A 21,200-nucleotide genomic window follows, 5' to 3' on the forward strand; every position below is an offset into this window, starting at 1 on the left:
GCTCAGCGAGTGTAGCCCGTATTAGGCATCAGCCGTAATACGGGATTGGAGGGGCAACGAACTCATTCCCGTATTACGGCTGACGCCTAATACGGGCTACAATCCCTCCAGACTCCGCAGTGAGGCTCATGCTCATTGGGAAGTTACTAATTGTTTGGTAAAGTGATATTATTTTTTAATACATTTAAATAGGGTCAACAGACCCGAAGCAAAAGGATTTTAATGGATACGGTAACAGAGCAAAAAAGTACGTTCAGACGTTGGCTCTATTGGTTCGTGCCTACCCTTTTCTATTTTTTTCAAACAGGAATCCAGGCTTTACCCAGCCTCACCCATGATTATGTGCAGGGACATTATCTTCTCAATGATAATGGTTATTCTCTTTTTGGCTTAAATAAAGTGCGGACATTAATCTATTCCATGCATATGGAGCAACACATTATGGATCATTTAAATGTATAGTTTTTTACTTATCCTCCTGGCTTTTTTCCTGGTTTTACTTAATGCATTCTTCGTAGCTGCAGAATTTGCCATGGTAAAAATACGGGTAACCAAAATACAGGAAATTAAAGAACAATACGGCTTACGAGGCCGCATTTTAGAACAAGTCCATAATCAACTGGATGCCTATCTCTCCGCCTGCCAATTAGGAATTACCCTTGCCTCTCTGGGTTTGGGCTGGATAGGCGAACCCGCATTCGCCCATTTGCTGGAACCCTTATTCAGACTTTCGGGAATTACTTCGCCACAAATTATTACCATCTCTGCTTTTTTGGTGGCCTTTTTCATTATTTCATTTCTGCATATAGTCATCGGCGAGCTCATGCCCAAATCCCTGGCAATCCGCCAATCCGTCTTTCTTTCTATATGGACGGCTGTGCCTTTATATGGCTTTTACTGGATTATGTATCCGGTCATTTGGTTATTAAACAGTTGTTCCAATTTTTTATTGTTCAAACTGGGGCTGGACAGTTCCAACAAAAACGAAGGTTATTATTCAAGTGAAGAGCTTAAATTAATCCTGAATGCCAGCAGCCTTCACAGTGAACTGGAAGAGGAAGAACGTGAAATTCTGGAACATACGCTTGATTTGGCTGAATTAAATGTGACTGAAGTAATGCGTCCGGCGGATGAAATGGTAGCTCTGAATATCAACGATCCCTTTCCTGTCACCTCAGAAAAAATCCTGAAAAATCGTTACAGCCGTTATCCGGTGTATGATGGCGTGGAAAAGACAATGGTTGGCATTATCCATGTAAAAGACTTGTTTGCTGATTTACTGTCCTCTAAAAAAATAGACACCATAACCCCATACATCCGCCCGGCATTGAAGGTTTCCCACAAGTTACCCGCTATGGATTTGCTTCGTAAGTTTCGAGCCGGTATGCCTCATTTTGCCCTGGTATATAAGAATAAAAATACATTGCTGGGCTTTGTTACCCTGGATAATTTACTCCATGTACTCATAGGACGGATTAAAGATGAATTCCACAAAACCCATGATGACTGGATAGCCAACTCTGACGGCAGCTTTACTACCAAAGGGGATTGCTCCCTCTATTCTCTGGAGCGCGCCCTGAATTGTGACATTACCTTGGCTGCAGAGGAAGAAGAATTAACTACGCTCTATGGGCTGATTATTACTCGCATGGGGAAATTACCTAAAGAGGGAGAAACCATTGAATTTATTGAGTTTGATGCCCTGATTGAAAAAGTACAGGATTCCTCGCTGACTAAAATCAGGATTATTCCCAAGCAGGAAGAATCCTAAAAGGAATGGCACGGTATTGTAGCCCGTATTAGCGGAGCGTAATACGGGAAAATTGCCACTTCGATCCTGTATTATGCTTCGCTAATACAGGCTACAAACCTCAATTTCGGTTCACACCATTTCAACTCAACGAAGACATATCAATAACAAATCGGTATTTTACATCCCCTTTAACCAATCGCTCAAAAGCACCGTTTACTTCATCCATTTTAATAAGTTCTATGTCGGCTGTAATCTTATGCTTGGCACAAAAATCCAGCATTTCCTGCGTCTCTTTAATACCACCAATTAAGGAGCCAGAAACCTGCAGGCGTTTCAGGATCATAGGAAACATGGAAATTTCCATAGGTTCTGAAGGTAAACCCACCTGAGTGAATTTTCCATCCCGTTTTAAAAGATTAAGATAACAATTCATATCATGTCTGGCCGAGACCGTATCCAGAATAAAATCATAATGATTGGTTAAAGCGCCCATTGAGTTTTTATCAGTAGAAAGAACCACATGATCAGCGCCTAATTTTTTGGCAGCATCTACTTTATTGGCTGAGGTAGTAAATACAGTAACCTCGGCACCCATTGCATGAGCCAGTTTCACTGCCATATGCCCCAGGCCACCAAGCCCCACCACACCGACTTTACTCCCTTTACCAACCTCAGCCCGCTTTAAGGGGGAATAAGTGGTGATTCCTGCACAAAGCAAAGGAGCCGCAGCCGCAGGGTCTAATGAATCATCTACTTTCAAAACACACTCTTCTGCTACAACTATATGTTTGGAATATCCGCCTTGAGCCAGACCACCAAGGCGTTTGTCTTCACAGTTATAAGTAAAGGTACATCCATTCTCACAAAATTGTTCTTCATGACTACTGCAACTGGAACAATGACGGCATGAATCAACGATGCAGCCTACCCCCACCATATCTCCGGCAGAAAATCGTTTCACCTTTGTTCCGACAGCAGTCACACGCCCAATAATTTCATGCCCTGGAACCATGGGATAAAGCGCACCACCCCAATCATCATTCACCTGATGCAAATCAGAATGGCAAATGCCACAAAATAAAATATCCATTGCTACATCGTGCTCACCTACTTCGCGGCGATCAAAAACAAAACGTTGCAAAGGAGCCTTTGCCTTATGGGCAGCATAACCAACTGTTTGTGACATAAAATCCATCCTTAGAATAATATTGATGAGTTCAGCTATTAATTATAGCTTATTATAAAGCCAGATAATTTTCTCTGGTTTTTCCTCAATAAAAGTAATTTTAAAACGCTACCTGGTGTGAATTCCTAATTGAGTTTTAATCAAATGGCATCATTTTTTTCAACTATTTAATAAATCTCGCGATCAGCAGCCTTTGAGACAAAACCAAAATTTCACCTATAATACATAGGAGATGATTAAGCAGCATTCCATATGACTCAATAGTAAAATGTAAGGCTAATAAATGGAAATAAATAACACAGTTATCGATTTATTTGAATCAATTTCAAAAGAAACACCAGATTTGCCTGCGATCATCCATCTCAATAAAAAATATACTTATTCTCAGCTTAACCTCCATGCAAATGCATTAGCACAATTTTTTATGCAGAAAAATATATCAAAAGGTGATTTTATTTGTATCTTTTTAGAACCCGGTTATGATTTTTTATCATGCCTGATTGGAATAATAAAATGCGGTGCTGTCTATATCCCATTAGACACACTAGCTCCCCAAAACAGAATACATGACATATTGAAAGATGCTCATCCCAAATTGATTATTACAAATAAAAAATCTGTATCTTATTTCACCAAATCAAAATACAAATTATGTTTCATTGAAGAACTAACTACCTTAGAAGCGCTACCCAGCGTAAATGGATTACAAAGATCTATTGGAGCTGAGTCACCACTTTGCCTGACGTATACATCCGGCTCTACCGGAAAACCCAAAGGCGTCATTATTCCCCATCGTGCAGTCATCAACATAGCATACGATAATTCTATTGATATTCAATCCAATGCTCGAATGGCACAATTTGGAAATTTGGCATTTGATGGCAGTACGTATGATATTTGGACAACCCTGTTAAATAGAGCCACATTAGTAATAATCACGCTGGAAGAACGATTTGATGTTCAAAAATTAAAACACATATTAAATACTCAAAAAATAAAATTTATTTTTCTTCCAACCGGATATTTGCATCAAATAGTTAGTTCGCATCCTGATACGTTGGATCAAGTGGATCACATACTATTTGGTGGTGAACAAATTAATACATACATCATCAAAAAATTTTTAATTTATCGGACGAATAAAAACCTTCCTATCTTGCTCATCAATGGGTATGGCCCCACAGAAGCAACCTGTTATGTCTGTCAAAATAAAATCACGGAAGCCGATAGTTCCGATGAGCATTTGAACAGTATCGGCCAGGCAATCCATAATACCGAACTGTATGTTCTTGACAAAAATTTATATCCAGCACAAGAAGGCGAACTTTATATCAGTGGCGCTAATCTGGCTCTCGGTTATCATAATTGCCCTGAACTGAATAAAGAAAAATTTATTGCAAACCCCTTCAACAATAAAAAACCGTTTTCCAGAATATACAAAACGGGAGATATAGTAAAAAAATTAGACAACGGTACATTGAGTTATCTGGGACGTACTGATGAGCAAGTAAAAATCGGAGGATTCAGGGTCCATTTAAATGAAATTGAAGAACAGTTACAGAAACATGAATCTATTGTAATGGCTGCGGTTATCGTTGAGATAGGTGGAGAACAACATCACATACTCACTGCATACATTGTTTTTGAATCAGACAGCAACACCATACATGCCGATGAAATTCGTCATTATCTGAGCCAGACCCTTCCACCCTACATGATGCCTGTGAAATATCATAAAGTAGACGAATTACCACTGAATGTAACGGGCAAGGTAGATAAAAAAAACCTCCATAAACTCCCCTTTACTGATCTGACCTTTCATGTCGATGTTTCCAGTACTAATGAAACAGAGGAGATGATTAAAAACGTTTGGAAACATTTATTAAACAGAGCCAGTATAGAAGTAGATAAAAATCTATTTGACTTAGGAGCAAACTCTCTGCTTGTTTCGGAAGCATGTATGCAGATCAATCAAAAAATTCATTCAGATTTGAAAATATCCGATATCTTATCTTTTCCTACAATCCAGAAATTAGCTCGTCACATTCAAGGAATGGAACAACCGTTACATTTCAACAGAAAAATACACCCAAGCCAAGATAAAATTGCCATTATAGGAATGAGTGTAAGACTACCCAAAGCAAAAAATATAACTGAATTCTGGTACAACCTGTGCCTTGGAACAGATTGTTTAACACGATTTGATGAATTGGATCAGTCAAACGAATTTAACTCTGTTGCGGTGAAAGGCATTTTGGATGACATAGATAAATTTGATGATTCATTTTTTAAATATAATCCAGCCGAAGCACGTCTTACAGATCCTCAACATCGCGTCTATCTGGAGTGTGTCTGGGAAGCATTAGAGCATGCAGGCGTTATTCCCAGTAAAGTAAAAACCAAAATCATCAGTGTGTTCTCTGGAATGTCAGATAGTACTTATCTGTATGAAAATATTTTAAAAAATAAAAAAACCATTCAATTGTATGACAAATTTCAACAACGAATTGCAACCAGTATCGGTACATTAAGTACACAAATTTCATATCGACTCAACCTGAAAGGAACAAGCGTCAATGTCAACACAGCGTGTTCTACCGGATTAGTCACAGTGACACAAGCGTGCCAGGATCTGTTAAATGGGCACAGCGATATTGCAATCGCAGGAGCAAGCTCTATTGTATTGCCACAATTACAAAGCTACAAATATACAACAGGAAGTATTTTATCACTCGATGGTTACTGCCGTCCCTTCTCAGATAAGGCCAATGGTACTGTTTTTTCAAATGGTGTTGCCGTAGTCGTCCTGAAACGCTTAAAGGATGCCATTGCAGACAAGGATACTATTTATGCCATCATTGAGGGATGTGGGATAAATAATGATGGTGATGATAAACTGAGCTACACAGCCCCAAGTTTGAATGGCCAAATCGGATGCATCAAAGATGCCTTAAGACAAGCGAATCTTCATCCACAGGATATAGGATTGATTGAAGCTCATGGAACGGGTACTGCCTTAGGAGATGTTATTGAGTTCAATGCATTGACCTCTGTTTTCAATGAGCAAACGGAACATAAAAATTTTTGCGCATTAGGATCTGTTAAAGCAAATATTGGGCATACTGATGTGACAGCAGGTCTTTCCGGTCTGATTAAAGCAGCTCTGTGTCTCTATCACAAACAAATCCCCCCTCTAATTCATTTTCAAAAACCTAACTCCAATTTGTCTTTTGATGACAGTCCTTTTTTTGTCAATACCTCGCTGATTGATTGGAAATCAAAATCACGGCGGCATGCCGGAGTCAGCTCTTTTGGGATTGGAGGAACTAATGCGCATATCATTTTAAGTGAGCACAAACAAACAAAGATAAGTGCAGAACCGAATAACCTAACTGATGAACTGATTATTCTTTCAGCAAGAACCGAACAAGCACAGGAAAAACAAACACATCAACTCCTGACTTATATGCATTCAATGTCAACATCAACAAAAATCAGGATACCTGATATAGCATTTACTTTGCAAACTGGCCGAGAAAATTTCCAATGGAGGACATTTGCTGTTGGCAAAAATGTCGAGAATATTACAGAATCTTTGTTACAGAGAAAACCAACAGAAATAAAATTAAATCAAAATCACAGTATCAATTTTCTGTTCAGTGGCCAAGGCTCACAATATGCTACTATGTGTGTGAATTTAATAAATACTATTCCTCGTTTTAAAAAATACGTTCAGGAGGGATCTCAATTAGCCCAAAAATACTTACACATTGATTTGTTCACTTTGTTACATGAAAAAAATAGCTGTCTTCTTAATCAAACTCAATACGCACAACCAGTACTTTTTATTATCGAACATGCATTGGCACAAATGCTTATTGACTGTGGTATAAAACCGACAGCACTTATAGGGCATAGCTTTGGAGAGTACGTAGCTGCCTGTATCGCCAAAGTATTTTCTTATGAAGATGGAGTTTTTCTTAGTTGCAAGAGAGGGGAGCTAATGGCTCAAACTGCCAAGGGTCAAATGCTTGCAGTCGAATGTACACTAGAGGATTCTTTAAATTTTCAAGATCGGTTTGAGGTTGAAATAGCCTTGCATAATGCACCTCATCAATTTGTATTTTCCGGATTACCCCGAAATATAATTCAGTTGCAACACTATCTTGAGAAAAACAATTGTTCTTGTAAGTTATTAAGAATTCAGCATGCATTTCACAGCAAACTCATGGAACCCTTACAAGAATCATTTAGAGCTCTGTTTTCACAGATTAATCTATCTGCTCCGGTCATCCCGATTGTATCCAATGTAACTGGAGATTGGCTTTCGGAACATGAAGCAAGAGATCCGGAATATTGGTATAAACATCTTCGTTCGGTTGTTCAATACAGTACAGGGACTCAATTAATATTGAAGGATAAGCATCCTCTATTTATTGAAATTGGCCCAGGAAATACGTTGCTAAACTTTACCAGACAAACAGCCGATCGCCCAATTGACGTCGTTCAAACCGTGCCAGGCTATTTAAATCCGGATGACGACCGAAACTGCTTTTTGAATGCCTTGGGCCAAGCATGGGAATATGGGATCGATGTAACCTTTGATCCTTTGCATGAAGGCACAAAACAACAACACATTTCACTACCTACTTATCCTTTTCAAAGAAAACGTTGTTGGGTTGATCCAGATATTCAGTCTAACGAACAATCATCGATGTTATATCGACGACTATGGTCAAAAAGTACAGATTATATACACCCTACAGCCTTACAAAAACAGACACTGGAACAACTGGATTGGGTTATTTTTAAAGATCACTATGGAATAGCAGAGGCTTTAATTTCCTTGTTAAGAAACCATGATATTCAACCTATCGTCATTAATCTCAATTCAAGTTCATTTTCCAAACATAATAATGAGTTTTATATCGATGGAACCATCAAAGAACATTATGTGAAATTATTCGAGCACATAAAAAAAATGACACTAAATCCTGTTATTTTGCATTGCGCATCATTATTTAATACCGATAGAAGTGAGCTGTTGCAAAACGATGTCATTGATTCTTTATTAACTCGTGGATTCTATAGCATTTTATATTTATCTCAGGCTTTTATAAAAACTTATGGTGAAAATAATAAACTAAAGATTGCCATTCTCACGAATGGTCTTCTAAAAATTCAAGGGGAGGAAGTGATATACCCACCCAATGCAGCGATTAAAGGGGCGGCAATGGTTATTATGCAAGAAAACCCTTACTTTAAAATAAGAATTTTTGATCTGAATTTTGATGAACCTATATTAAAAAACAATAAATTGCATTATGGCATCCTGTATCATTGTATTCAAAATCCATGGGATATAAAAAGCTCCTTTCTATCAGCCTATAGAAATGGCTACGAATGGCGGTATACTTATGGAAAAATTCAGCTCGCTTCCCATAAAAACCTTCCATTAAAAGATAACGGGGTTTATTTAATTACAGGGGGACTGGGAGGGATCGCTCAAAATTGTTGTGAAATTCTTTCAGAAACGGTTAAACACCCTTCTTTAATTCTGTTGACACGAAGATTGATTCCAACGGAACAAGAATGGGAACAAATCCGTACCAATCCCAACCATTCATTGTATCAGGAAATAATGAACCTCATTCATCTAAAAAATCTGGGTGCCAAATTGCATCTATACCAGGTTGACATTACGGATAGGATAGCTATTGACACAACGATTACTGCTATTTTATCAACTTTTGGTCACATTGATGGTGTCATTCATACTGCAGGAGAAGTGAATCCATCCCCTTTTATGCACCAATCACAAGCCACATGTCATAATACATTTCGTCCTAAAATCCATGGAACATACAACCTGATACATGCACTCAATCAAACACCTGTTGATTTTATCATTTTTATATCCTCTCTCTCATCGATAATGGGTGGATTGGGTTTAGTGGATTACAGTGCTGCAAATGCAAGTTTGGATTCGTTTGCAGATAGCGATCTTTTTTCATTTGCAACTTTTGTACAAAGTATTAATTGGAATAGCTGGAAGCAAACCGGTCTGACAGGCAAACACACTACAAATGAATTAATCTATTTTCTGGATAATCAAAACGATATTACCCCCGGCGAAGGCCAAAAATTATTCCTTGAAGCGTTAGCTATTAATGAAAATCATATTGCTGTATCTAAAAATGATCCTATGTACATAAGTTCAAACAGTACTCCAAACAAAGATTTTGTTATTTCAGAACACAGTGAAACCTTGGTTAAATTGAGTCATCATCTTGGTAGCACAGAACAACAGATGATCGGATTATGGCAAGATACTCTGGGGATCAAAAGCATCGGTTTGAATGATAATTTTTTCTCTCATGGCGGGCACTCATTATTAGCACTGAACCTGATAGAAAGGATTAATCAAACATTTCATTATTCCTTATCCCCAAACCAATTACATAAAACACCAACGATTAAATCACTTATTAAAGAAATGGAACATCATAATCTGACCGATCTGGAAGAAATTGTGGTTCCTCTGAAAATAATGAATAATCAACCTCCATTTTTATTTCTATTTCATCCAATAAATGGTTTGCTCTTTTGCTTTAATTCCTTTGTTTCTGAATCAGATTTAAACGTATCAATTTTCGGGCTTCAAGATCCAGGCATAAGAAAAAAAGAGCTCAAATTTGCCAGCTTAATCGAAGTTGCACAGATATATTTGCAAGCCATTATTAAAACTCAACCAAAAGGCCCCTACTTCTTTCTGGGGTATTCTTTTGGAGGTACTCTTTGTTATGAAGTCGCCTCACTCCTCCAACAACGAGGTGAAACAGTAGCACTATTAGGTATGATAGACAGCTGGGCCATTAATTCTCATTTGGGTAAAAATAAAGATGCATTCAATACGTTTATTCATTCATTACATTCAGAACGTAATCCTGAACTTTCAGAGCTGGCATGGAAAAGACAAGAGTTACTTTTAAATCACCCCATCACACATACATCACAAAAAATAATTCTGTTCAAAGCAAAAGAATTGCTAATTGAATACAAAGCCATTAATGATCCCGCCAATGGTTGGTCACAATATACCAATAATGAAGTTGTTTGTTATGAGTTGCCTGGAAATCATCATAGTATAATGGAAGCAAGCTCAATACGACTAATCTCAGAGATACTAAAAACATACCTTTGACCCTCATTCCGATGCGTAACTAAATCACACTCTCAACAATCAGGTAAAAAGGAGTTTAACAAATTACACCCCATTTAAATGCACGTTAGTAACATAGTCTATAATCAAATATACAATGATATAACAAACATAATATTAATGTCTGAATACACATTGTTACTACAAAACTGTAGTGATTTAATAGTGATTATTGACGAGAATGCCTGCGTATTTGAAGTAAATACACTCGCTGAACGTGTTTTGCAGACGTCCCAAAAGATGATATTAGGTAGCAACATTTTTTCATTTTGCCGAGAAAATAATATAGAACTTTCTTTATCTCAAGAAGACTTTAAATCTACACTTCAAAAATCTGATAATTCGGCGCTTGAATTTATTATAAACAATAAAACTCAGCAAAAATATTCATTGAAATGCGTTCCTTATGATTCTAAATCAGGAAAAAAATATTTTTTGATCGGACAAAAGCTCATTTCATCAAATACTCATCAAGAATATTTGAAAAATATTATTGAAAACCTGCCACAATACATCTACTGGAAAGATAAAAATTTTGTTTATTTAGGCTGCAATAAACGTGTAGCTGATTATTTAAACTTGAAATCTCCCGATGATATTGTTGGTAAAACAGATCATGATTTTGGTTGGTCAAAAGAGCGAATTAATTTTTTAAAAGAATCAGATAGCACGGTATTTAATGATAGAAAGGAAGTATTCATTGAAGATCAAATACCTCTTGATGGAACAATAAGAACAATGCTTACAAGCAAATCCCCTCTCGTTGGTCATGACGGTGAACTATTAGGGATTATTGGCGTTACTGTAGATATAACGGATAGAAAACAACTGGAGGAAGAATTTCGTAAAGCCAAAGAACAAGCCGAATCCGCCAACATTGCCAAAACCGAATTCATAGCCAACATGAGTCACGACATCAGAACACCACTGACTGGTGTTATAGGGATGTCTGAAATGATGGAATACACTCTGCAAAATCCTGAGGACAAGGAAAAGGCGCACATATTACATGACAGTGGCGAAGAGTTATTGCACATGCTTAATGAAATTTTGGACGATGTTCGTGCAGGCCATCTTGGGGAACACGATATTAAAGCAAATTCCTTTGATTTACATGAGTGCATCAATGAATTAATTCGCCTGGAATCCCCTGCTACAACCTTAAAAGGCTTACAACTTAAGGCAAACATTGCCCCTGAAGTACCCCGCTACATTTACAGTGATCGCAATAAAATTCATCGGATTTTGTTAAACCTGATGGGTAATGCCATTAAGTTTACTCACTCCGGCAGTATTACGCTCGGCATTGAATGCCTGCACTTGGATAACTCAAAAGTGCATCTTAAGTTTGATGTATCGGATACGGGGATAGGAGTTCCTGAAGTCATACAGACTCAGGTATTTAACCGATTTTTTAAAGCAACCTCTTCCTACAAGGGACTTTATGAAGGACATGGGTTGGGACTACATATTGCACAATCCTATGTAGAATTGCTGGGAGGGCACATTACCCTAACCAGCAAGGAAGGTATGGGCAGTACCTTTCATTTTGATGTGAAATGTACCTTGGGCAAAGCACCTGCTGAAGTCAATAAAACAGTACCAGCGCCACAGGAGGCATCATTCACGCCAGACAAAGCACTTCATCTTTTGCTCGTTGAAGATAATCCCATGGCCTTAAAAACACTGGAGTTTCTCCTGGCGCAAAAACAGTATACCTTTGTGTCCGCCACTACAGGTGAGGAAGCCTGGGCTTTGTTAAACAACCAGCACTTTGATTTAATGATTACGGATATAGGCTTGCCGGGTATTTCAGGAACCGAGCTAAGTCAACGTGTCCGCAAGCAGGAACAAAGCCTGCATAAACCTCATTTATCCATTATAGGACTAACCGGCCATGCCAGAGAAGCAGCACTTGAAGAATGCCTGCACAGTGGCATGGATGAGGTCTTGAGCAAACCGGCTCAAATAGAACAACTGCACCGGTGCATTCAGGAGCAGGGACTAATAACCAAAGAACACCTCCCTGCTCCCTCTACCCCAAAAACATCCCTGGGCCTTGATTTACCAGCTACAAAAGAGGAGCTCTTTCAGCTTGAACCCTTTTCTTTATTTGATGAAGCCATGGTATTGCAACAAATCCCGGACAAACAGGCGCTCATCACCATTTTAAGCTTATACCTTACCGAGCAACAAGACATCACCCTTATGCAGCAGGAATACGAGCAACAGAATTGGGATCAGATAGAAAAACTGGCTCATAAAATCAAGAGTGGTGTGGCCTACCTTGGTACTCAAAGAATGTACCGTGCCTGTCAATATCTTGAGCGGTATTACAAGACCGGACATAAAGATCTGCTTGAACCTTTATATCAACAATTTCTGGAAGTAAATGAACAGACCAATCGAGCATTGCAACTCTGGCTTAAAAGAAACAGGCATTAAATACCAACAATGAATTCGCGTTATGTAAATGTGAATAAATAGATTTAACGAAGTTAAATTGAAAAATTCCCTTAATGAAGCCATATTGCATCAATTAGATTAAAACCGTCATACGTAAACCATATATAAACTTTGATAAATTAATCACTTGGGTCTAATTAGTAATGGAACTTACACTGCACTATGTATAGAGTATCGTCAGCAACTTTATAAACTATTCGATGCTCTCTATCGATCCTTCTGGACCAATACCCTGACCAATTATGTTTTAAAGGCTCAGGGTCACCTATTCCCTCAAACGGATGTCGCAAAATATCTTTTATTAACGAATTGATTCGCTTAAGAGTTTTTTTATCAGTATTCTGCCAATACAAATAATCATCCCAACCGTTTTCAGCCCATGAAAGAATCATTCTTCAATAATTCCATGTGGCTTGGATTTTCCAGCTTCAACTTCGGCAATTGCTTGATTCAATCTCTCTGCATTTTTAGGACTAGACATTAAATATGCTGTTTCTTCATAAGATTTGAAATCTTCTAAAGACATAATAACTGCTGGTTTTCCATTTTGTCTGGTAATTAATATGGAAACATGATCTTCATTCACCTTATCAAGGGTACTAGCTAAATTACTTCTTAGGGAAGAATAACTCATAACATCCATCAAAAATCTCCCGGTTCAGATACGATACGTACTTATAATTGTACATGTACCTTTATTTGTACGCAAGTAAGTTTTAAAAAACTGATAAATGTAATTAAATATGCAAATCGTTTCTATCCTCCGGGGCATCTGTTGTGTTCACATCCTGAAGTTCCCTTAGTGCCTTTTTCATGGCGCGAATCGCAGGAATTTCTTTACCTTTCGCAGCAGCATTAGGCTCCTGGTTTTCATTGTTTTGTATCTGTACTTTTTTAGTTTGTGTCTCATCGTTTGGCTTACTGGCAATAATTTTAACACAACCCTGTAACGACTTTACAGTACGCTTAAGCAATGTAAATATTCCTTCATTCTGGGCAAGATATCTCGTTTCATGGACTGCCAGTGCTTTATTACTGGTCAATATGAATTTATCTACATCTCCTGTTTTGATGAATGCGTCCCTGGCTTGAAGCAATTTTCCATGTAGAATATTGGTTTCTTTTGCAGCAAGGGGTTGCTTATTATTGGCAAAATGCTCTGCGGCCTTTTTAATTGCTCCCAAATGCGTATCAAAATCCGATTTTTCTAATAAATCACGACGAGAATTACTCTCTTTTCTCTGAGACGTGACCAAGTGGCTGAGTTTCTGTTCAGCACGTTGTACAGGTTTGGATTGGGGTTTGGCTAACTGTTGTTCTATTTCTCTTAAACCTTGCTCAATTTCACTCAAATCCTGTTCTAACTGGCGATTGTCCTCTTGCGCCAATTGCTGGTCTATTTCTCTTAAACCCTGCTCAATTTCACTCAAATCCTGTTCTAATTGACGGCTCACATCTTGTGCCAGTCGCTGGTCTAGTTCGTTCAAGTCTCGCTCAATTTCATCAAAATCCAACACCGCATGTTGCATACTCTCCGTGTGAGTTTCCGCAACAGGGGGATTTTTATCAGCAGGTTCGATAATGGGGAGTTCTTCCTCTGGAACAGGAGGAGCTTCTCCTTCTGGAGGTTGCATTGCTGCTGACTCCATCGCTTGCAAGGCTGCTGCTCTAAATAATTCGATTTTAGTACTTAAATCTTTATCTACAGATTCCAGGAAGGCAGCAACGTCATTAACTCCCAATCCGCCTCCAGTTTGCGCTTGAACAGCCTTTTCTGCGGCGGCTTTTTTTATTGCCTCCGTATTAACCGTTCCCTCTTTTATTCCAAGTTTCAACAATTCACTTTTAACAAAAGCAGCTTTTTCTTCTGCTTTAATTTTTTGGGCAGCCTCAAGCTCCTTATCTCTCTGCTCTTTTTTTTGCGCCTCTTCTTGTTGCTGTTTTTCAAATACTTTTTGAGCTTGTGTCTCTTCTGCTTGCTTCATACCTTTACCAGTAGCCAACAGGTTAGTTTTTCCGACAATCTCATCAATAAAGGCAAGAACCCTTCCTAGTAATCTGGATTTATCTTTAAGCCCTGCAATTAAGGCAAGTTCTTTAGGTGTCCTGTTAAGAGCGGCACGTCTTTGTGCTGCCCCTTTTTCCATATCAGACATTTGATCGTCCAGACTTTGTACCATTTCTGTTTTCAGTCGCTGATACTCTGCATCCCCGAGGATTGATATCAATTTTTGTTGTTCGGAACTGTAGTCCATTTCATCTTCTTCCGCTACAGACTCTTCCGCTACTAACTCTATTAATTTTTCAGCCAGGTAATTCCTTATCTCCAAAGCTTCACGTCTTTTTTGGGATTCTTGGGCTATGGATGCGACTTCCCCAGTATCGATAGTGCCCTGCCGACCTGCGGGTGTTTTTGGCGCATTATCTAAAACTTGTGGTGTCTCAGCTTTGACAGCTTTTACTTTAAGTTTAAAACTGTTACTGACTGGAGCAAATGTTGGTGCGGGAGGTGCTTGTGTTGGAGGAGGTGGTGGTGCAGAAGGAGGATCGGCAAACTCAGCAGACTGGACAGCTTCTTTTTTTACCAAAGCTTCATGCTCTGCCAATTGCTCTCTTTTTACCGATGCTTTTTGTTCTTCCAAAAGAGCTAACTCAATACCAACTTCCTCTTGTACCTTTGTAAATTCTTCTTCCAGGCTCACCTCAATTTCTTGCAATTCAAGAATAAGCTCTGACTGCTTTTCAAGTTCCTCTGCATACTCCTGCGCAATGGCTTTTTCCGTTTCAAGTGCATCTAATAAATCATTAACCTGTTCAACCAGACGCTTTACCTCGTTCTCTTTAAGATGGATGCTTGAGTCATAAAGTGCAGATTCGTCTTGTTCCGATTTTTGGGCTGTCCTGTCGTTATCAGATTTTAACTTTTTGCCAACACTTATTTCTTTTAGCAAATCGCCTTTTGCATCAGCACGTTTTTCAGGTAAGGTGCCTTTGCTTTTTCCTGATTTTAAAGCGCCCATTTTTGCAACAAATGGGGGTGAAAGTGGTGGAGAGGCAGGAGGTGGCGGAGGTGCCATCGACGAAACGTCACTTTCAGAAACAGACGCCGGATTAACAAGGGTAAGCTTATTTAATTCCGCTTGAATGTTTTTTTGTAAAGTACCAATCCTTACTCGTGTAGCACTAATTCTCTGCCCATTAATGAAGAGGCTGTCTTTAGTGACCTGGGCCTTTTCTATTTCATCACGCAAACGCCTGCTTTCTTCCTGAAGCATTGCAATCTGTCTATTGAGCTCAAGCTGTGTCTGCTTTAATGCCTGGAGGGATCTTTTCCCCGTCCTGTCATTCATATGATCCCCCAATACCCAAAGGGTTGTGACCAAAATAATAACTTAAAGATCTAAAAATAATCTTAATGAATATATTAAGAATAGGTTATTGATGATGATATTCAAGCGGATAAATGAAAGGAGTTGTAAATTTTTTGTAGCCAGGATTCGCGTCACGTTAATACTGGCTACTGATTTAGAGGATTGGAAAGGTTAATTACAAAACTGATCCAGCCAGCATTCCCCATAAGAATTACAGACTTCTACTTCTTCACATTGGGGCACATAATATCTTTGTACCTGGGCATTGATAATCACATTAGGAACGATAATAGTCGGCCCTCCACCATAGTAATAACCGCCACGGTAACCATAACCACCGGGATTATAAACACGGATGTCATCACCGTGATAATGTACATTCCCACCGCCAAAGCCAACGCTTACCACACCACCATACCAGGCATATCCTGCCGTGCTGACAATAGAACTCAACACAAAAAACACGATACCGCACGCATTTTTCATTAAAACTGTACTCATGATTTATCCTTGAAAAATTATTTGATTATTTTTTAGTTGATTATGATTTGGAATTTAAAACAGATAAGGGCTGATTTTTGATGCCCCAATTTATTGGTCTGATTGCAGTCATTAGACATTTTCCAATCTAGTAAGTCAATATCTGTTTGCAGTACCAACACCTTCAACAAAAGAACAAAAATAGAACAATTTGGGCTATAATTTACATATCAAACCCAAGTATCGGAGATACCATGTACAAGTTAACTCAAATTGAAGGCATAGGCCCTAAATTTGCCGCCATGCTCAAACAAGCAGGAATAGAAGATCAGAAAGATCTGCTCCAGGCCTGTAGCAGCAGAAGAGGACGTTTCAAAGTGGCTGCCCAGACTGGCATCAGTCACAAACTCATTTTGAAATGGACGAATCAGGCAGATTTGGCTCGAGTTAATGGCATTAGTGAAGAATATGCTGAACTGCTCGAAAAGGCAGGAGTGGACTCAATTCCTGAGCTGGCACATCGTAATCCAGAACATCTGTATTCAGTTTTAAAGGAAAAAAACGATGTCAGCCATCTTGTACGTCATATTCCTGGGTTAAATCAGGTAGTAACCTGGGTAGAAGAAGCGAAAAAGCTGCCACGCATGGTTTATCATTAAATTGTGGCCTGGTACTTAATAATTACTTAATACGCGCTTGTTATACTTCAAGAATACGTATTTTTGAGAACAGGAAATAATGGTAGCCTACAAAGGTAAAGAACTCACTCGCTTTCAAGAAAAAAGCGGGGGGAAAAATAAAGGTGTCGTTGACGGTTTCTACGAAGAAACTGAAGGCAAACAGAAGTTCTTTATCAAAAAACCGGCAGATAAAGGTGAATTGTTTGCAGAATTATTTGCAGGCCTTCTAATCCAGGAGTTTAAGGAGCGTAAATTAATTGATGAAGTCTATTTTCCATCGTTAATTTGTGCTGACGTGATTCAATTTGATGACAAATCCTATGGCCTGATTCAACCCTTAGTTTCTTTTGACGAATTACATAAAGTTATTGGTACGACCAAAAATGACGGTAGCGACAGAAGTGTCTGGAGCGAATCTTTTTGGGGCTCATTCTACTATACATCCGTGACCCAGCAGGGCAAGCAATTCGGTCTTTCCATGGCGCTCATGTTTTCATTATGGTTAGGTGCCCATAGCGTACACAGCGGCAATATAGTCCAGCTCCATAATAAAGGGGGCAGCAAACAGTTTGCCCGCATTGACTGGGGCGATGCCTTTCGTAACTTTGCCGATCCACTAAATAATGACAACATTCTTTATCCTTCAGAAAACAGGGGCTGGTTTAATTACAAAAACATTACCAAAGATTTTTTCATGAATTATAAAAAGATCAAAGGGCTATTTCCCGCTATGGCAGGAAAGGGCCATAAATTACAAGACCAGTTAAATGAAGACCTGCTACGGGATATAGTGAGCAGTGCTTTAAGAAATATACCGGCTGATTTAATTGATCAACCAGCCAAAGATGCATTTGCCAAATACATAGCTATGGATTCTTTCGCCAAGGTAACTTTTGGCACGGATGGAAGTGGTGACCAATTTGCTACAGATATGGCCTCTTTATTACTGTCCCGTTTAGCCAAAATATCTGATCTGAAAGATCTTACTACTGAGTCCAGTGCGGCTCATCTGTATGAAAGCATTACAGTAAGCCCCGTAACTGAAAAGGGTGAATCTTTTCCAGAAATAATCAAGCAGTGGCACCACATATTACCTGTTGATAACATTGATAATAGCCTGGTGGATTTATCAATCCTGGCTCACCATTTTAACGATTATGTAGAACTCCTGGCGAATCAATGTGATGCAACCAATCTTTGGCAGCATGATTCTGCACATTCTGAAAATCTGTTTACTCCTTACTATCAAGAAAAGGGAGAAGCAAAATATGGACATGCGTTTGTCAGTCAATATAAAGAAAGTACTGTATTACGCCGTTTATTTACTTTAATCCCCGATACATTAAATTCAGTGCGCTTTGATGCTTTTGAGAGCCCTTGCCAAGAATATGCTAAAGCACACGAAGATGCTCCTTGGGTTAAAATACAAAAATTATTAACCTTGGGGCAAGGGATTATTAATACTTTGGCTGTGATAAAACGAGCGCAAGAATTCGGACTGGATGAAGTAGTTGGGGAATATAGGGGTAAGCTAAAACTTGTTTTGGCGGAATTTGTCCAGACGGAACAGGAAATCCCGAGTGTTCTGAACGATGTGCAAATTGCTCCACAGAGCGAAAAAACCTTCTTCTATCCTATAGAAGATCATGTGCTAAACAGCATGACTGGCGATCAACTGGCAACCCTGTGTCTGGAAGAATTAAATCACCCTATGCCAAGCCCTTTGATTGAACGAATTATTAAAAATGATGCATTATGGCATCGAGTGAATGAAGCATTTAACACAGGTGAATTCAATGGTCGTATCGATGATCCTGTAGCCAAAATCACAAGAATACGCCAATGGCAACATTTACTAAACCTCAGTGCTGAAAATAATGCCCGATTAAAAGAACAAGCGGATGAGCTTGGCAGAAAAATGGAATCTCAATTACGAGACATGGAGGAAAGAAACCGCAAACTTCTCTCAGATATAGAAACACATAATAAGTCTCACAGAGAAGCAGAACAAGCCGCACAGTCTTTAAAACAGGAACTGGCTCAGTTAGGTTCTGAAATAGCAGACTTACAGCAACAAATACTTACCATCAAAGCAACAGCGAAGAAAACCTCCGAAGATTATGAAAAGCAATTATCCTCCTTACAGAAATTGAGGGAGGCAAAAGATAAGGAGTTGATGGAATTATCAACACAGGTAGTGCAATTACGGGAAGAAAATAGAACTCTGCGCTCAGACGTCAGCAAACAAAGTGATGGCAAGGCATTGGCAGAACAATCCGTTGTATCGCTAAAAGAAGAAATCCAAAAACAACAAGACCAAATGGAAGAACTGCAACGACAAGTGGCAGCACAGATAGCTCAATTGCAGGAAGAAAATGGAACTCTGCGCTCAGAAGTCAGCAAACAAAGCGACGGCAAGGACTTGGCGGAACAGGACATTATCTCACTGAAAGAAGAAATCCAACAGCAACAAGGCATAGTGGAAACACTGCAACAGCAATTGTCAGCTAAAGAACAGGAGAACTCTCTTTTAAATGCTCAGATACAGGAAATAAAACAGCTGAAAGAACAGATTGATGCACAAAAGAATCAAATAGGCACTTTAAGCGAGCAGTTATTAAAAGTACGGGCGGAAAAACAGGCACTGACTTTAAGCATTGAGCAATTAGGTGATGAAAAGAGAGCCACCGAGGCTCAAGCAAAAGAATTGGAACACCGATATGCCACGCTGAATCAGACTATGGAACAGCTACAACAGCATTTGCTGTCGAAAGAAGGGGCTATAGCTGAAGCAACAGCAAAACTCAGGGAGCAAGCCCTTGCTACGGAAGAAAATGCGGCCCGACTTATTGCAGCATCCGCAGAAAAAGATCAGACAGAACTGGCAAAAACAAAACTGCAAACTGAAATGGAAGCCTTACGACTGGCTTTGCGTCAACAAGAAGTTGCAGCCTCTGCTTTGCAACAAATTGTTAAAGATACAGAGGAAGCAGAACGTCAGTATCAACGGGCACTCGAAGATAAAAAAGATCGCCAGTTTGCCCGAATGGAAAGAATGGCCCCCATTTTGTTGCAAGTGCAAGAGATAGAAAAAAAGGCGAAGCAATTAAGCGACAGGAATGAAATTGCAGCATCTGAGGCAGCGACACTCCTCGCTGGACAGATACGCAAGGGAGTAAAAAAATACGCCGAAAATGGCGAAACTGATGAAACCGTTGCTTTGGAACAGTTTAAAGAAGAGTCTCGGGGACACATCATGGCTGCAAAACTTATTCTGGGAGAGCATCGCGAGGAATGGAAATACATACTGGCCAATATTAGTTTAGCCATTCTGTTGGTTGGGGTAATATACATTGCCGCAGCCCTTATTAACAAACAAGTGTCTGGCAATTACACCTTTTTCAGCGTCCCCGAAAGCAAACAAAAAGTAGAGCAATTAGAAGAACAAATAGAAGGAATTAATATCAGGAACAGCACAGGCGGGTAAGTTCTCAAAACAGTCAAAAATGAGCTAGATTATAAAAGAGACACTTAACAAGGAATATCCCTTTTATGAATGCGCCAAACTCCTTCAAACACAAGCACCTGGTGATCTTGGTTATTGTTCTCATCAGCATCGCCTTAATGATTTTTAATTAAATCAACAGGTAGACTGACAGAGTATTCACAGAGTTATCCACAGAAATTGTGGATAACCAAAACGAATTAAAAAAGACTGCAAAGTGGCTATAAACTATATAAATAAAGAGTTTTTAAAAAAATACAAGAGGTCTTTGATAATTAATCTGGAGATGTGCTAAAAAAAATATCCACAGGGGATTTTGAATGTAAAAATGGATATCGGGTCGAACATATTAACAAAAAAAAAATAAAAATACAGCCTTGACTTGAATTTTTTTCATTTATTTTTTGTATGGGTCAATTATTAAATCAGTGTAGCCTTGATGCAGCGATAGCGAAATCAAGGCTACAGTTTTTTATATGTTTAAATCAATCGCCTATTACTTACTTAACGTGAGTTCGGGATAAGAAGATTGATTTA

Annotated in this window: 11 protein-coding genes; 6 read left to right on the forward strand and 5 right to left on the reverse strand. The window is 38.9% G+C overall.

Going from position 1 to position 21,200, the window contains the following annotated elements; genetic code table 11:
• The first annotated feature begins 222 nt into the window (after positions 1-222).
• Both B094_RS0104100 and B094_RS0104105 read left to right on the forward strand, forming a co-directional pair.
• Positions 223-462: a hypothetical protein gene (locus tag B094_RS0104100; protein ID WP_018576530.1), complete on the forward strand. Its 240-nt coding sequence runs from the start codon at positions 223-225 to the stop codon at positions 460-462.
• Positions 455-1,771, forward strand: coding sequence for a hemolysin family protein (locus B094_RS0104105; RefSeq protein ID WP_018576531.1), 1,317 nt, complete (start codon positions 455-457; stop codon positions 1,769-1,771). The genes B094_RS0104100 and B094_RS0104105 overlap by 8 nt, the downstream gene beginning before the upstream one ends.
• Before the next feature lie 121 nt (positions 1,772-1,892).
• Here B094_RS0104105 and B094_RS0104110 read toward each other — a convergent pair whose 3' ends face one another.
• Complete coding sequence (locus B094_RS0104110; RefSeq protein ID WP_018576532.1) at positions 1,893-2,939, reverse strand: NAD(P)-dependent alcohol dehydrogenase; 1,047 nt, start codon at positions 2,937-2,939, stop codon at positions 1,893-1,895.
• Positions 2,940-3,222: 283 nt separating this feature from the next.
• Between B094_RS0104110 and B094_RS0104115 the strand changes: the two genes are divergently transcribed.
• Positions 3,223-10,143: a type I polyketide synthase gene (locus B094_RS0104115; protein WP_018576533.1), complete on the forward strand. Its 6,921-nt coding sequence runs from the start codon at positions 3,223-3,225 to the stop codon at positions 10,141-10,143.
• Between the two features lie 138 nt (positions 10,144-10,281).
• Entirely contained in the window at positions 10,282-12,606 is a 2,325-nt protein-coding gene (locus tag B094_RS15695; protein ID WP_237762321.1) for an ATP-binding protein, read from the forward strand.
• 158 nt (positions 12,607-12,764) lie between these two features.
• Here B094_RS15695 and B094_RS0104125 read toward each other — a convergent pair whose 3' ends face one another.
• The 4 genes from B094_RS0104125 to B094_RS0104140 all read right to left on the reverse strand — a co-directional run bounded on the left by B094_RS0104125 (position 12,765) and on the right by B094_RS0104140 (position 16,499).
• The gene (locus B094_RS0104125; protein WP_018576535.1) at positions 12,765-13,019 is read right to left on the reverse strand and encodes a Txe/YoeB family addiction module toxin; all 255 of its coding nucleotides are present in this window, start codon (positions 13,017-13,019) and stop codon (positions 12,765-12,767) included.
• Complete coding sequence (locus B094_RS0104130; RefSeq protein WP_018576536.1) at positions 13,016-13,270, reverse strand: type II toxin-antitoxin system Phd/YefM family antitoxin; 255 nt, start codon at positions 13,268-13,270, stop codon at positions 13,016-13,018. The genes B094_RS0104125 and B094_RS0104130 overlap by 4 nt, the downstream gene beginning before the upstream one ends.
• Before the next feature lie 94 nt (positions 13,271-13,364).
• Positions 13,365-15,977 (reverse strand): coiled-coil domain-containing protein, encoded by a 2,613-nt coding sequence (locus B094_RS0104135; RefSeq protein ID WP_018576537.1) that lies wholly within the window; start codon positions 15,975-15,977, stop codon positions 13,365-13,367.
• 192 nt (positions 15,978-16,169) lie between these two features.
• Entirely contained in the window at positions 16,170-16,499 is a 330-nt protein-coding gene (locus B094_RS0104140) for a hypothetical protein (RefSeq protein WP_018576538.1), read from the reverse strand.
• 233 nt (positions 16,500-16,732) lie between these two features.
• Between B094_RS0104140 and B094_RS0104145 the strand changes: the two genes are divergently transcribed.
• Together B094_RS0104145 and B094_RS15700 are read left to right on the forward strand one after the other, a co-directional pair.
• Positions 16,733-17,137: a DUF4332 domain-containing protein gene (locus B094_RS0104145; RefSeq protein WP_018576539.1), complete on the forward strand. Its 405-nt coding sequence runs from the start codon at positions 16,733-16,735 to the stop codon at positions 17,135-17,137.
• Positions 17,138-17,216: 79 nt separating this feature from the next.
• On the forward strand, positions 17,217-20,645 hold the full coding sequence (locus tag B094_RS15700) for a LepB GTPase-activating domain-containing protein (RefSeq protein ID WP_018576540.1): 3,429 nt from the start codon (positions 17,217-17,219) through the stop codon (positions 20,643-20,645).
• Positions 20,646-21,200 lie beyond the last annotated feature (555 nt).

It is taken from the genome of Legionella shakespearei DSM 23087, assembly GCF_000373765.1.
Classification (GTDB): Bacteria; Pseudomonadota; Gammaproteobacteria; order Legionellales; family Legionellaceae; genus Legionella; species Legionella shakespearei.